At 65.7% G+C, this 12764-nt stretch carries 13 protein-coding genes and 2 pseudogenes; 3 read left to right on the top strand and 12 right to left on the bottom strand.

All coding sequences use genetic code 11. The features are described 5' to 3' along the window. Positions 1–86: 86 nt before the first annotated feature. From AC1ZQA_RS02900 to AC1ZQA_RS02845, 12 genes and pseudogenes are all read right to left on the bottom strand, one after another. Positions 87–1190 carry an NAD(P)/FAD-dependent oxidoreductase gene (locus AC1ZQA_RS02900; RefSeq protein WP_094161836.1) on the bottom strand — a complete coding sequence of 368 codons (1104 nt, stop codon included), beginning with the start codon at positions 1188–1190 and terminating at the stop codon, positions 87–89. Between the two features lie 32 nt (positions 1191–1222). Beyond that, on the bottom strand, positions 1223–1546 hold the full coding sequence (gene fdxA, locus AC1ZQA_RS02895) for a ferredoxin FdxA (protein WP_013106996.1): 324 nt from the start codon (positions 1544–1546) through the stop codon (positions 1223–1225). A 7-nt stretch (positions 1547–1553) separates the two neighbouring features. After that, positions 1554–2318: a uroporphyrinogen-III C-methyltransferase gene (cobA, locus tag AC1ZQA_RS02890; RefSeq protein ID WP_482678339.1), complete on the bottom strand. Its 765-nt coding sequence runs from the start codon at positions 2316–2318 to the stop codon at positions 1554–1556. Next, positions 2318–3622, bottom strand: a complete 1305-nt coding sequence (locus AC1ZQA_RS02885) for a sulfate adenylyltransferase subunit 1 (protein ID WP_482678338.1) — start codon at positions 3620–3622, stop codon at positions 2318–2320. The genes cobA and AC1ZQA_RS02885 overlap by 1 nt, the downstream gene beginning before the upstream one ends. Further along, on the bottom strand, positions 3622–4581 hold the full coding sequence (cysD, locus tag AC1ZQA_RS02880; protein ID WP_482678337.1) for a sulfate adenylyltransferase subunit CysD: 960 nt from the start codon (positions 4579–4581) through the stop codon (positions 3622–3624). Before cysD ends, AC1ZQA_RS02885 begins: the two co-directional genes overlap by 1 nt. Continuing rightward, positions 4578–5369, bottom strand: a complete 792-nt coding sequence (locus tag AC1ZQA_RS02875; RefSeq protein WP_482678336.1) for a phosphoadenylyl-sulfate reductase — start codon at positions 5367–5369, stop codon at positions 4578–4580. The genes cysD and AC1ZQA_RS02875 overlap by 4 nt, the downstream gene beginning before the upstream one ends. After that, entirely contained in the window at positions 5366–5872 is a 507-nt protein-coding gene (locus tag AC1ZQA_RS02870; protein ID WP_482678335.1) for a DUF934 domain-containing protein, read from the bottom strand. Before AC1ZQA_RS02870 ends, AC1ZQA_RS02875 begins: the two co-directional genes overlap by 4 nt. Then, positions 5869–7575: a nitrite/sulfite reductase gene (locus tag AC1ZQA_RS02865; protein ID WP_482678334.1), complete on the bottom strand. Its 1707-nt coding sequence runs from the start codon at positions 7573–7575 to the stop codon at positions 5869–5871. Before AC1ZQA_RS02865 ends, AC1ZQA_RS02870 begins: the two co-directional genes overlap by 4 nt. 10 nt (positions 7576–7585) lie before the next feature. After that, a complete protein-coding gene (locus AC1ZQA_RS02860) occupies positions 7586–8278 on the bottom strand; it encodes a sulfite exporter TauE/SafE family protein (protein WP_482678333.1) in 693 nt (230 codons plus the stop codon). A 151-nt stretch (positions 8279–8429) separates the two neighbouring features. Further along, positions 8430–8657: a terminase TerL endonuclease subunit gene (locus tag AC1ZQA_RS02855; protein WP_482678332.1), complete on the bottom strand. Its 228-nt coding sequence runs from the start codon at positions 8655–8657 to the stop codon at positions 8430–8432. 267 nt (positions 8658–8924) lie between these two features. Then, positions 8925–9431, bottom strand: coding sequence for a phage terminase small subunit P27 family (locus AC1ZQA_RS02850; protein WP_482678331.1), 507 nt, complete (start codon positions 9429–9431; stop codon positions 8925–8927). Between the two features lie 240 nt (positions 9432–9671). Next, positions 9672–10660 (bottom strand): annotated as a pseudogene (locus AC1ZQA_RS02845) (IS630 family transposase). A gap of 132 nt (positions 10661–10792) precedes the next feature. Here AC1ZQA_RS02845 and AC1ZQA_RS02840 point away from each other — a divergent pair. The 3 genes and pseudogenes from AC1ZQA_RS02840 to AC1ZQA_RS02830 all read left to right on the top strand — a co-directional run. After that, positions 10793–12133: an IS1380 family transposase gene (locus AC1ZQA_RS02840; RefSeq protein ID WP_482678330.1), complete on the top strand. Its 1341-nt coding sequence runs from the start codon at positions 10793–10795 to the stop codon at positions 12131–12133. A gap of 63 nt (positions 12134–12196) precedes the next feature. Then, the gene (locus AC1ZQA_RS02835; RefSeq protein WP_482678329.1) at positions 12197–12448 is read left to right on the top strand and encodes an AbrB/MazE/SpoVT family DNA-binding domain-containing protein; all 252 of its coding nucleotides are present in this window, start codon (positions 12197–12199) and stop codon (positions 12446–12448) included. After that, positions 12448–12699, top strand: a pseudogene (locus tag AC1ZQA_RS02830) (type II toxin-antitoxin system PemK/MazF family toxin); the annotation flags it as partial. The gene AC1ZQA_RS02835 and the pseudogene AC1ZQA_RS02830, both read left to right, overlap by 1 nt. Positions 12700–12764 lie beyond the last annotated feature (65 nt).

Raw genomic sequence — 12764 nt, 5'->3', positions numbered from 1 at the left:
CGCGCGAAACTGCGCGCTCGGCATGAGCGCGCGTACCTGGCCTTGAATTTCGCCCGGCCAACGCGTCCGGGCCATCGGACCCTGCTTCAATCGAAGACTGGAGTTTCGACGCCGAGGACCCGATGCAGTTTGGGGCTGGTGGTGGTGTACTGGAGGTGGATTTTCTTGTCGGGGAAGATGGTGTGGGCGGCGCCGAAGGCTGCCAGTGCGGCCTCGTGGAAGCCCGAGAGGATGAGTTTTTTCTTGCCCGGGTAGGTGTTGATGTCGCCCACGGCGAAAATGCCCGGGATGTTGGTTTGGAACTTCTCCGTGTCGACCAGGATCTGCTTGCGCTCCAGGTCCAGGCCCCAGTGGGCGATGGGGCCGAGCTTGGGTGACAGGCCGAAGAACACCAGCAGCATGTCCAGCGGCAGGCGCCGGGTGATGCCGTCGTTGCCGGTGAGCTTGACCTGCGACAGGCGGCCATCGCCGTCGGCCTCGAACCCCGTGATCTGACCGACGACGAACTGCATCGCGTGCTGCTCGCACAGGGCGTGCATCTTGGCCACCGAGGCCGGCGCGGCGCGAAAGCCGTCGCGCCGGTGCACGAGGATGACGCTTTCGGCGCGGTGCGCGTCATCCTGGGCGAAGTGCAACGCCCAATCCAGCGCCGAGTCGCCGCCGCCGACCACCACGAGATTTTTGCCGGCGAAGACCGCGGGGTTCTTCACGCGGTAGAACAACTGCGTGCCCTCGAAGGCGTCCAGCCCCTCCACTTTGAGGGTGCGCGGCTGGAACGAGCCCACGCCGGCGGCGATGAACACCGTCTTGGTGAGCAAGGTGGTGTCCTTGGAGGTGCGCACGACGAAGCGCCCGTCGTCCTGGCGCTGCAGCTCCGTCACGTCCTGTCCCAGATGGAAGGTGGGCTTGAACGGCTCGATCTGCTTGAGCAGGTTGTCGGTGAGTTCCTGGCCGGTGCACATGGGCACGGCCGGAATGTCGTAGATGGGCTTGTCCGGATAGAGCTCCACGCACTGGCCGCCCAGGTGCGGCAGGCTGTCGATGACGTGGGCCTTGATGTCGAGCAGGCCGAGTTCGAAAACCTGAAACAAACCCACGGGACCGGCGCCAATAATGACGGCATCGGTCTCGATCGGCGGGGCGCTGGCCAGGGCCGCGTCGGCGATGGCCGGATTGATGTGCATTTCCATGAGGGATGAGGGGGCGGTCGGAATCCGGATGTTCAGCGCTCGAGAAACTGCAGCTTGCCGGGTTTGCCATTCCATTCTTCGCCGTCCGGTGGGGCGGGCTTGCGCTTGGTGATGCTGGGCCAGCGGCGCGACAGTTCGGCGTTGAGGGCAATGAATGCTTGTTGGTCGCCAGGGACGTCTTCCTCGGCGAAGATGGCGTTGGCCGGACACTCAGGCACGCAGACGGCGCAGTCGATGCATTCGTCCGGATCGATCGCCAGGAAGTTGGGGCCTTCGCGGAAGCAGTCCACCGGGCAGACGTCCACACAATCGGTGAACTTGCACTTGATGCAATTTTCGGTCACGACAAAGGTCATGATGCATTCAGAGATGAAACGCTGTTCGGGACTTGGTTGGCGAGCCAGTCTGGGGTAAATCAGTGTCGGTTTCCACTGTGCACACTGGATTCGCGCCAGCGCCCACCACGACCACCGTCGGCCGGCCATTGTGGAGTATCGCCGCTTGCGCCAGATCGGCCAGTCGGTGTTCACTGTGCAGACGGTCGGCACAGCCGGCGCGTGACACCACGCTGACCGGCGTCTCCCCGGTCCATCCCGCCGCGGCCAACCGGCGCCCGAGCGCGCCTAGCTGCCGACCGGCCATGTAGAACACCTCGGTGTCGGCGCTGCGGCTGGCATGCAGCGTGCCGTCGCGGGTCATCGCCGTCGCCAGGCTGACGCTGCGGCCGCGGCCACGCCGGGTCAGCGGCCGCCCGGTGTCGGCCGCAGCGGCGAGCGCCGCGGTGACTCCCGGGACGACTTCGGCGGCGATCCCGGCCTTGGCCAGTGCCGCCAGTTCCTCATCCAGCCGGCCGAACATGCTGGGATCGCCGCCCTTGAGGCGCACGACCAGGGTGCTGGTCTGCGCCTGGCGCACCAGCAGCGCGTTGATCATGTCCTGCGCCGCGCTGCGGCGAAAGCCACGCTTGCCCACGTCGATCCAGCGCGCGTCCGGGGCCAAATCGCGCAGCGCTGGATCGACCAGCGCGTCAACCAGCACGACGTCGGCCTGTGCCAGTAGTCGGGCGCCGCGCAGGGTGATCAAATCGGCTGCGCCCGGACCGGCGCCGATGAATGCGACTCGTCCCATCACCGCACCTGCTCGACCAGCACCGCGCCGCTGGTGCGATGGCTCGCCGGATCGACCACGATCATCGCGCCGGCCACGCGGTTGTCGGCGTAAGGCGCCAGCGGCAGCAGGTCCTGCGCCTCGAACCGCGCCCGGCCGATGTCGTTGACACCGAGCGCCGTCGCCTCGACCTGGTCGAGGGTATGGATGTCCAGCCGTCCACCGATCGACGCGATGCGCGCCGCGATCCAGCGATGACCGTGGCGCAGCCAGTATTTGCGTCCGACGGTCGCCTGTTCGGTGTCGAGCCAGGCCAGCGTCGCGCCGAACGACCGCGCGGCGCCGGCGAATTCCGGCGACTCCGCCGCACCGATCCAGTCGCCGCGCGACACGTCGAGCTGCCGGTCGAGCACCAGTCCGGCGGACTGGCCGGCGACGCCGCGCTCGACCGCCCCGCCGGCGTGCCGGACCTCGACCACGGTCGCGGTCTGTCCGCCTGGATGTACCTGCACCACGTCGCCGGCGTGCACCGTGCCGCGAGCAATGCGTCCCCAGAAGGTGCGCGGCTGATGGCCGGTGCCATCGCCTTCACGCGCGACGTACTGCACCGGTAGCAGCAGCGCACCCTCCCACGCCTCCTCAACCGCCGGCAGATCTTCCAGCAGTTCAAGCAGCGGCGCACCGTCGTACCACAGCCATTCGGCCGACGCGACCGCGACGTTGTCGCCGCGCAGCGCCGAGACCGGCACGATCCCCGCCGGGCGGATGCCGGCGCCGTCGGCGAATTCGAGCAGCGCCGCGCGCACCGCCTCGAACGCGGACTGCGGATCAGCCACGGCGTCGAGCTTGTTCACCGCGAACACGATCGACGGCACCCGCAGCAGCTGCGCCAGCAGGCTGTGCCGCCGGGTCTGCGGCAGCAGCCGCACGCGCTGGGCTAACAGGTCGAGCTTGGTGATGTCGACCAGCACCACCGCGGCGTCGCTGCCGGCGGCGGCGGTCACCATGTTGCGGGTGTACTGCTCGTGTCCGGGAGCATCGGCGATGATGAACTTGCGCCGCGGCGTCGCGAAGTAGCGGTAGGCGACGTCGATGGTGATCCCCTGCTCGCGCTCCGCCTCCAGGCCATCGGTCAGCCGCGACAGGTCGATGGTGCCGGCGACCGCGTGGCGCTGCAGCGCGTCGAGCTGGTCGGCGAGAATCGCCCGGCTGTCGAACAGGAAGCGACCGATCAGCGTGCTCTTGCCGTCGTCGACGCTGCCCGCCGTGAAGAAACGCAAGGCCTTGTGGCGGGCCTCGCCGTCGGCGTCGTGTTGCCTGTCCATCAGAAATATCCTTCCTTCTTGCGCCGCTCCATTGCACTGTCCGAGGCGCGGTCGTCCATGCGGGTGGCGCCGCGCTCGCTGAGCGTGGCGGTCAGCGTCTCGGCCACCACTTCCGCCGCGTTGCCGGCAGTACTTTCGACCGGGCAGGTGCAAGTCATGTCGCCGACGGTGCGAAAGCGCACGTCGACGGTCTCGACCGCCTCGCCCGGCCGCGGCGGCGTGACCTCAGTCACCGGCACCAGCAGCCCCTTGCGCCGCACCACCTGGCGCGGATGGCGGTAATAAATCGGTGGCAGCGTAATCGCCTCGCGCGCGATATAGAGCCAGACGTCGAGCTCGGTCCAGTTGCTGATCGGGAAGGCGCGGAAATGCTCGCCCGGGCGGATCCGGGTGTTGAACAGCGACCACAACTCGGGGCGCTGCTCCTTGGGCTGCCACTGTCCGAAGCTGTCGCGGTGGCTGAAGATACGCTCCTTGGCCCGCGCCTTCTCCTCGTCGCGCCGCGCGCCGCCCACCAGGCAGTCGAAGCGGTGGTGCTCGACGGCTTCGAGCAGCGCGACGCTCTGGTGCGGGTTGCGCGATTCGAGTTCGTGCGCCAACCGCACCGAACCGCGCCGGATCGAATCGTCCAGATGGGCAACGATCAGCGCATCGCCGCTGGCGGCTACCAGCGCATCGCGGAAGGCGATCACCTCGGGAAAATTGTGGCCGGTATCGACGTGCAGCAGCGGCAGCGGCATCCGTCCGCGGTAACCGCCGTCGGGGCCGCGGTGCCCGAAGGCCTTGTGCGCCAGCCGCAGCACCACGCACGAGTCCTTGCCGCCGGAGAACAGCAGCGCCGGGCGCTCGAAGGCCCCGGCGACTTCGCGCAGCACGAAGATCGCCTCCTCCTCGAGCGCGTCGAGGTGGCCGTGGTCGATGCGGGGCAGCAGGCGTTCGATGTCGAGGGGAGCGTTCATGATTGCGTGGTCGATGCGGAATCGGTGTCTTGCAGGGCACATTCGCTGGTTGGTGCGAAATGCAGGCCGCATTCCTTCGGCGCCTCGTTCTCCCACCACCAGCGGCCGGCGCGGAAATCCTCACCCGGCGCCACCGCGCGAGTGCAGGGCTCGCAGCCGATGCTTGGGAACTGGCGGTCGTGCAGCGGGTTGTAGGGAACGCCGTGCAGCCGCACGTAATGCCAGACGTCACCAAGCGTCCAGTCGATCAGCGGGCTGACCTTCGTCCGGCCGGCGTCGTCGCGCTCGTGCGCCGCCAAGCTGCTGCGCTGCGCCGACTGCTCGCGGCGCAGGCCGGCGATCCAGGCAGACCGTCCGTGCAACATGCGCTGCAGCGGCTCGAGCTTGCGCAGTGCGCAGCAGGTGTGGCGCAGTTCGACGCTAGCGTACATCGCATTCGGGCCGCGCGCGGCGACGAAGGCCTGCACTGCGGCGGCGTCGGGCTGCCAGACTTCGATGGCGAGGCCGTAATGCCGCCGTACCCGTTCGATCAGTTCGAGCGTTTCGGCGTGCAGCCGTCCGGTGTCTAGGGTGGCCACCGCGATCGGCAGGCCATGGCGCGCGATCAGGTCGGTCAGCACCATGTCCTCGACGCCGAGACTGCTCGCCTGGACCACCGCGCCGGGCCACTGCGCCGCCGCGTCGTGCAGCAGGTCGAGCGCCGCAGCGACGCGAGCGTCGAATTGCGCGCTCGGCCGCGCGTGCTGAGAAACGGCGTCCAGCGCCACGACTGGAACCGCTACGTTCATGCCGCCTCCCGCAAGAAGAGCGGGCGTGGATCGCGCACGTCGCCCTGGTAAAACGTCGCCTCGGCGCCACCGCGCGCCGGCAGCAGCCCGTCGAAGAATGACAATGCCCGCCGCGCGGCCTGCTCATCCTGATCCTCGCGTAGCAACGCCGAACTGAATCCGGTCCGGACCAGCGGCAGCATCATGTCGACCAGCACCTGTCCGACGGCGCGGATCTCGCCCGCGTAACGCAGGCGGGCACGCAGCAACCGCGCCTGGCTGTACGCGCGGCCGTCAGACCATTTGGGAAACTGCAGGACGATCAGCGCGAAACGCGCCAGGTCGTCGCGCAGCGTCTGCACCTCGTGGTCGTTGGGCAGCACGATCCCGGTCGGCTGGTCCGCGGGTCGGGTGCCGCGGGCGGAGTCCCATTGCGTCGGCGACAGCAGCTGGAAGGGGGCGGGCGCGTCGCCGGCGGCGGCAATCGCCCACCGGTCGGAGACGGGCTCGACGAAACGGATCATGCCGCGACCTCCGGAGCGATGACCGCATCGTGCCGCGCCGAGTCTGCCGCTGCCTTGAAGGGCGCGACGCCCAGCCGGCGCACAGCGTCGACGAAGCGTTCGCCCGGCAGGCGCTCACGCAGGTAGGCCTCGATCAGCGTCTCGACCACGTCGGGTACTTCCTCGGCGGAAAACGATGGGCCGACGATCCTCCCGGGCGATGCGGGACCGCTCGCGTCCGACCCGTCCGAGCCGCCGACCGTCACCTGGTACCACTCGGAACCGTCCTTGTCGACGCCGAGGATGCCGATGTGCCCGGCATGGTGATGGCCGCAGGAGTTCATGCAACCGCTGATGTTGAGACGGATGTCACCGATGTCGAACAGTTCGTCGAGGTCGGCGAAGCGATCCATCACCGCCTGCGCGATGGGAATCGACCGCGCGTTGGCCAGCGAGCAGAAGTCGCCGCCCGGGCAGGAGATGATGTCGGTGAGTAGGCCGATGTTGGACGTGGCGAAGCGCGACGCCTTCGCGCCGCGCCACAGATCGGGTAGTTCGTCGGCGCGTACCCAGGGCAGCAGCAGATTCTGCTCGTGGGTCACCCGGATCTCGCCTACGCTGTAGCGATCGGCCAGATCGGCGGCGGCGCGCATCTGTTCGGAGGTGGCGTCGCCGGGCGCCTGGCCCGGACGCTTGAGCGAAAGGGTCACAGCGCGGTAGCCGGCGACGCGGTGGGCGTGGACGTTGCGCTCCAGCCAGCGCGCGTATGCGGGCGGGGCGCCATCTTCCGGCGGGGCGGGCTCCTGCCTCGGCTGCACGCCTTCGGGCTGCACGAAATGGCCGGTCACCCGGCGTAGCTCGTCATCGGTGAGCAGATGCGCGTCGCCGCCCAGGTCGTCGGCGAGGATCTCGGCGAACTCGCGTTCGACCTCGTCCGCAAAGCGCTCGGCGCCCAGCGCACGCACCAGGATCTTGATCCGCGCCTTCCAGATGTTGTCGCGGCGGCCCCAACGGTTGTAGACGCGCAGGATGGCCTCTACGTAGACCAGCAGCTGCCGCCACGGCAGGAACTCGCGGATGACGCTGCCAATCATCGGGGTGCGACCCATGCCGCCGCCCACCAGCACGCGGAAGCCGAGCTGACCGTCGTCGTCCACCATCTGCAGACCGATGTCGTACCAGCCCAGCGCGGCACGATCCTCGCGGGCACCGTTGAGCGCGATCTTGAACTTGCGCGGCAGGAAGATGAATTCGGGGTGCAGGCTGCTCCACTGCCGCAGGATTTCGCAGAAAGGCCGTGGATCGACAATCTCGTCGCGCGCGATTCCAGCTAGCGACTCGGCGGTGATGTTGCGGATGCAGTTGCCGCTGGTCTGGATGCCGTGCATGTTCACGTCGGCCAGCCGGTCCATCACGTCAGCGCTACGTGCCAAGGGGATCCAGTTGAACTGGATGTTCTGCCGCGTGGTGAAGTGGCCATAACCCCGGTCGAACTCGTCGGCAATGTCGGCCAGCGCATGCAACTGGCGGCTCGAGAGGGCGCCATACGGGATGGCGATGCGCGCCATCGGCGCGTGGCGCTGGATGTACCAGCCGTTTTGCAGGCGCAGCGCCTTGAACTCGTCTTCACCCAGCGAGCCGTCGAGATAACGCTGCAACTGGTCGCGATACTGTGCGGCGCGCGCGTGCACGAAGCGGCGATCGAATTCGGTATAGCGGTACATAGCCAGAACCTCAGGCGATGAGTTTGAGTCCGGCAGCGGCCAGCGTGACGGACAGCATGGCGCGCACGAGCTTCTCGGGAAGGCGCTGTGCGAGACGCGCACCCAGCCAAATTCCCGGCACCGAGCCGGCCAGCAATGCCGCCACTAGCGCCCAGTCGACCCAGCCGAGCGCGGCATAGCCGATTCCGGCAAGCAGCGTCAGTGGCACCGCGTGTGTGATGTCCGTGCCGACTAGGCGTTGCGTGGTTAGTCCAGGATTCAGCAAGAGAATCAGGGTCGTGCCGATCGCTCCTGCGCCGACCGAGCTTAGCGTGACCAGAATCCCCAGCAGGGCCCCCACGGCAACCGACAACACGGAAATGCTTGATGCGGGAAGGCGGCGGTGGATGGCCAGTGCCGTGGGCTGCCAGACGCTGCGAGATGCCACGGCCAGCGCGGTGAGTAGCAACGCCGTGCCCAGCGCGACCGTGACCACGCTGTGGCCGGCTTTGCCAAGGATGCCGGCATGCATCAGCGCTAGAACGGTGACCGAGGCGGGAAGACTTCCGGCCAGCAGCAGGCAGACAGTGCGATGATCGACGTGGCCTTGGCGGGCGTGCGCCACGGCACCCGACAGCTTCGTTAAGCCGGCAAACCAAAGGTCGGTACCCACGGCCACCGGAAGGCCCAGGTCGAACACACCCAGCAGAAGCGGGGTTATCAAGGAACCGGCTCCGACTCCGGTACAACCGATTAGAACACCGGCGGTCAGACCGTACAAACTTGCGTAACTTTGCATGATGCCGACAGAAGAACTGGATGTGGATGTCGGAAGATGCTAGGGGTGACGTTCGAGTAATGGAACGAATAATTTTTTATGGCTTCATATCTAAAAACGTATAAAGCAAGTGCGGGTCTCGGCGATCAACGATCAAGGGAAGCACTGAAGAAATGACCTCTTGGGCGAAACCGCATGTTTGCGTCATCATGCGGCCCAGCGCCATGATGAGCGCCACGACACCGTCGATCTTGTTCTCCTCGCGTTCTTTCCTCGGGTAGATGTTGTCCTTGGCGTCGCGATGGCAGACCACGTTCGAGATCATCCAGGCGAGGTTCGCCCGCCAGCGGCCCCTTGACGTGCGGCAGGCGTTCGATGAACGCGCACAGGTTGTCGGCGGGGTGATATCTCTTGCCCTTGCCGTCCGCCAGGGCCGGGTTGAACCGGTAGGGACTGGCCTTGCCCCGGAATCCAACGAGATCGTCCAGTTGCCGCTGGCAGGCGAGTCTCACCCAGCGGCAGGCGGGGATGTCGCCGGCCACCACGGCTTCGGCGTAGTGCCTGGCGATGGTCGTGTATTTCGAATCCGTCATCAGCCGGCAATGTCCGCCCAGGGATCGTCGGATCGGGTGGCCGGCACCTGGGGCACCTGGACCCGGCTGCGGGAAACCGGCGTGAATCCAAGCTCCGCCTCGCACTCCCTGAGCAGCCGCGACAACTCCATCTGCAACTCGAACAGGATCGAGCGCGTGGGCAGCCCGAAGCGATCCTTGGCGAGCAGGCCGCCGACGCCGCGTTTGGCGATCTCGTGCACCACATCGCGGTACTGTGCCAGCAGCTCGCAGTAGCGCTCCAGCAGCGCGGCGTTGTTGGCGTGCAGGACCCCCGTCGGGGTGTTGGCGACGAGATAGCGCCACAGATCGGCGGCGGCCTCGCGCATGTCCATCGGCGGATCGGCCAGGGTCGCGGTCGGCCCAGGCTCGGCCGGGTTGGTGCGGCCCTTGCGCAAGGTGCCCTTGACCGCCTTGACGGCGGTCGGCAGGGGCTTGCGCCCGGCGCCGGTGCGGGAGCCCCCGCTGCGCCCGGGCTTACCGGCCACGGACACCCACCATTTGAAAAAAAGGGGTATCCGGATTTGGCTGTGTTTGCCCACATCGAAATCCGGCTTTGCCATCCAACGACGGGCGGCCGGAGCCCACACGAACGTAAAACAGTGTTTGACATTTCTTCAACCCAGATTGTCCATTAGCCATTTTTCGTGAAGTTGGGGCAAGCTGTGAGCCTTCGCGCCGACGCTTGGGAGAGGTCGGTTCTATTTATCTTTACTTAATTAATGACACTACCAGAGCGTAGCCTGCATCCAGCATGCGGCAATGATCGAGGGGCGTTTCTGAGCGCTCTTGAGCTTGTTGCGCGCGGTCGTGTGCAGCTCGCTCAGGTCGGCGGGGCAGTAGTTGGCCAATGCGTGTCGCTTCAGCCAGGCCCACAGGTACTCCACCGGGTTCAGGTCCGGCGCGTAGGGCGGCAGGAACGCGATCTGGATGTACCCATCCAGGCTGTCGAGGTATTCGCGCACGAGCCGACTGCGATGCGCCTTGAGACCATCCCAGATCACCAGCAGCGGCTGCTTCAGATGGGCCTTGAGCGCTTTGAGGAATTCGACGATCTCCTCCTTCTTGATGCTGCCCTCGTGCAGCCGAAACAGACAGTTGGTGCGCGTCAAGCCGGCGATCACCGAGACGTGGTTCCAGTTGAAGTGGAACTGGATGATGGGTGTGTGCCCCCTGGGCGCCCAAGTGCGCACCCGGGTCGGGCGCTCGCTGATGCCCGATTCGTCCACGAAGACGATCAGGCGACCTTCTCGCTGGGCTTTTTTTTAAGCGCCGGCCAGGTGCTGCGCTTCCAACTGCGCACAGCCTCTTCGTCTCGCTCGATGGCGCGCTTCTCGGGCTTTTGCGGGCTAAAGCCCAGTGCGCCCAGAATGCGCCAGACATGCACTTCGCTGAAGGATACGCCGTACAGACGCTCGATGAGCAGACGCACCCGCTTGAGCGTCCATCACTCGGTTCCAAATCCGTGCTCGGTGGGCCGCTGCAACAGCGCGCGGCGCAACCCCTCCAGTTGCTGCGCATCCAGTTGCGCCGGGCGTCCTGGCGACATGGCGCGCAGCGCATCGATGCCGCCTTCATCGAGCCGGGCCTTCCAGGTGTACACGGTCTGGCGCGCCACCCCAACCGCCGCCGCTGCCTGTGCGGGCGTCTTGCCTGCCAGCAGCAATCGACCAGCTCGCACCCGTTTGCGTGTTGCCTCGTCCATCTTCTTTCTCATGCAACCAACCTCCAATCACGCTGATGATCGGATAACGTTTGAGTATGCTATTGGTTGTCATGTTTTATGTAAATCTCAATAATGGATTCCATTAGAGAAAGCCCTTGTGGATCAGTTGGATAGGTGAGGATCATGGCCGGTTCGGTGTTACAGGGAGAAGGTTTTGCGGTGAGCTTCAGCAACCGGGAGGTGACCGCCTGGGGTGGCTTGGCCCTGTTCAAGCAGATGCTTGACAGTCTGGGGTTCCGGCAGGCGTCTGCTGGGTGGGGGTTGCCGGAACCGAAGTCGAACCGGGGCTACGCCCCGCTGCAACTGATCGAGCAGTTCATCGTCTCCATCTGGTGCGGCGCCTGCCGGTTTGTGCACGCTGAAACGGTGCGCATGGACAGCACGCTGGTGCGCCTGTTTGGCTGGACGAAGGCCGCCGGTCACAAGGCCATCATGCGGCTGTTTGCCCGCTTTGACATGCTCACCAACGAACGGGTGCAGGCCGAGGTCTATCGCTGGTTTTTCGGCAAGATCAGCACACTCAAGCAGGTGACGCTGGACGTCGATTCCACGGTCATCACCCGCAACGGATCGCAGCAAGGCGCAGCGCGTGGCTACAACCCCAACCGGCAGGGTCGGGCCAGTCATCACCCGCTCCTGGCCTTTGTTGCCGAAGCACGCATGGTGGCCAACTTCTGGTTGCGCCCGGGTACTGCGCACAGTGCCAGCAACATCCTGCAATTTCTCGAATCGACCCTGCACCATCTGGGTGACAAGACGGTTGGTCTTTTGCGTGCCGACAGCGGTTTCTTCGACGACGCCATCTTGGCCGCACTGGAGGGCAAACGTATCCCCTACATCATCGCTGCCCGACTGACCCAGCCGCTGCAACGCACGATCTACCAAACCACCGGCTGGTGGGCGCTGGAAGCCGGGCTGGAACTGACCGAATTGCGTTACCGGGCGGCCGGCTGGGACATGGAACGACGGTTGATCGTGGTCCGCCAATCGGTCAAGCGCAAGACAGCCCCAGGCAAGACGCTGTCGCTGTTTGCCGATGACCCGGACATTCAGGGCTGGCGCTATGGCGCCTTTGTGACGAGCCTCGATTCTCCGATGGTGGAGATTTGGCGCACCTACCGGGGCCGGGCTGACTGCGAGAACCGGATCAAGGAGCTCAAGGCGGATTTCGGGCTGGATGCCTTCAACATGCGCGACTTCTGGGCCACCGAAGCCGCGCTGGGTTTTGCCATGCTGGCCTACAACCTGATGAGCCTGTTTCGTCAGGCGGTGCTGCGCTGTCAAATTCAGCATACGCTCTCTACCCTGCACGGCCTGGTGTTGGCCGTTGGCGCCTCCTGGCACCAGGACCTCAGCCAGAACAAACTGATGCTGTCCGTCCCCCGCCGAAAACGCGCCTGGTTTGCAGGACTCTGGGCCAACGCCTCGGCTCCGCCTGTCATTCATGGACTGCAAAGTGGCTAATGGACAATCTGGGTTCAACAGGCTTGCCATAATCCGTACAACGATGTTTAACAGGAGTGCTCGATGGAAGTCGCGCTGAAGAAGATGGGCAACAGCACCGCCGTGGTGATCCCGCCCCCGGTCCTCAAAGACCTTGGCATCGGTGCCGGCCAGCACCTGACGCTGGACACGACGGCAGACGGCAAGATCGTGCTGACGCCCAAGCGCAAATACGTCCTAGCCGACATGATCGCGCAGTGCGACCTGAAGGCCGCGCCGCCGGCCGACCTGGCTTTGTGGAATGTGGCTCGACCCGTGGGCGGCGAGGTCATCTGATGGCTGTTTTCGAACGAGGCGACATCGTGAGCGTACCCCTGGACCCCGCCATCGGCCATGAGCAGCGCGGCACCCGGCCGGCTCTGGTCCTGACCACCAAGGAGTTCAACCGGCTCGGCGATGTTCTGATCGCGCCGATCACCCAGGGCGGCGACTTCGCACGCTACGCCGGCTTTGCTGTGGCCCTGACGGGCACTGGCTGCAAGACCCAGGGCGTAGCCTTGGTGAACAAGATTCGCATGCTTGACCTAGGAGTCTGTCGGACTTGAGTCCGATCGGAGGTCATCAGGAAGGCCGGCCGCAATTTTTTGCGATT

It is taken from the genome of Thiomonas sp. DCM-2 (genome assembly GCF_056820905.1).
This window is presented reverse-complemented; position numbering and strand designations above follow the sequence as displayed.

Coding starts and splice junctions, on each gene's coding strand:
- AC1ZQA_RS02885 (WP_482678338.1), bottom strand. CDS start 3,622: ATGGACAGGCAACACGACGCCGACGGCGAGGCCCGCCACAAGGCCTTG.
- AC1ZQA_RS02900 (WP_094161836.1), bottom strand. CDS start 1,190: ATGGAAATGCACATCAATCCGGCCATCGCCGACGCGGCCCTGGCCAGC.
- AC1ZQA_RS02865 (WP_482678334.1), bottom strand. CDS start 7,575: ATGTACCGCTATACCGAATTCGATCGCCGCTTCGTGCACGCGCGCGCC.
- AC1ZQA_RS02835 (WP_482678329.1), top strand. CDS start 12,197: ATGGAAGTCGCGCTGAAGAAGATGGGCAACAGCACCGCCGTGGTGATC.
- AC1ZQA_RS02875 (WP_482678336.1), bottom strand. CDS start 5,369: ATGAACGTAGCGGTTCCAGTCGTGGCGCTGGACGCCGTTTCTCAGCAC.
- AC1ZQA_RS02870 (WP_482678335.1), bottom strand. CDS start 5,872: ATGATCCGTTTCGTCGAGCCCGTCTCCGACCGGTGGGCGATTGCCGCC.
- fdxA (WP_013106996.1), bottom strand. CDS start 1,546: ATGACCTTTGTCGTGACCGAAAATTGCATCAAGTGCAAGTTCACCGAT.
- AC1ZQA_RS02855 (WP_482678332.1), bottom strand. CDS start 8,657: ATGATCTCGAACGTGGTCTGCCATCGCGACGCCAAGGACAACATCTAC.
- cobA (WP_482678339.1), bottom strand. CDS start 2,318: ATGGGACGAGTCGCATTCATCGGCGCCGGTCCGGGCGCAGCCGATTTG.
- cysD (WP_482678337.1), bottom strand. CDS start 4,581: ATGAACGCTCCCCTCGACATCGAACGCCTGCTGCCCCGCATCGACCAC.
- AC1ZQA_RS02840 (WP_482678330.1), top strand. CDS start 10,793: ATGGCCGGTTCGGTGTTACAGGGAGAAGGTTTTGCGGTGAGCTTCAGC.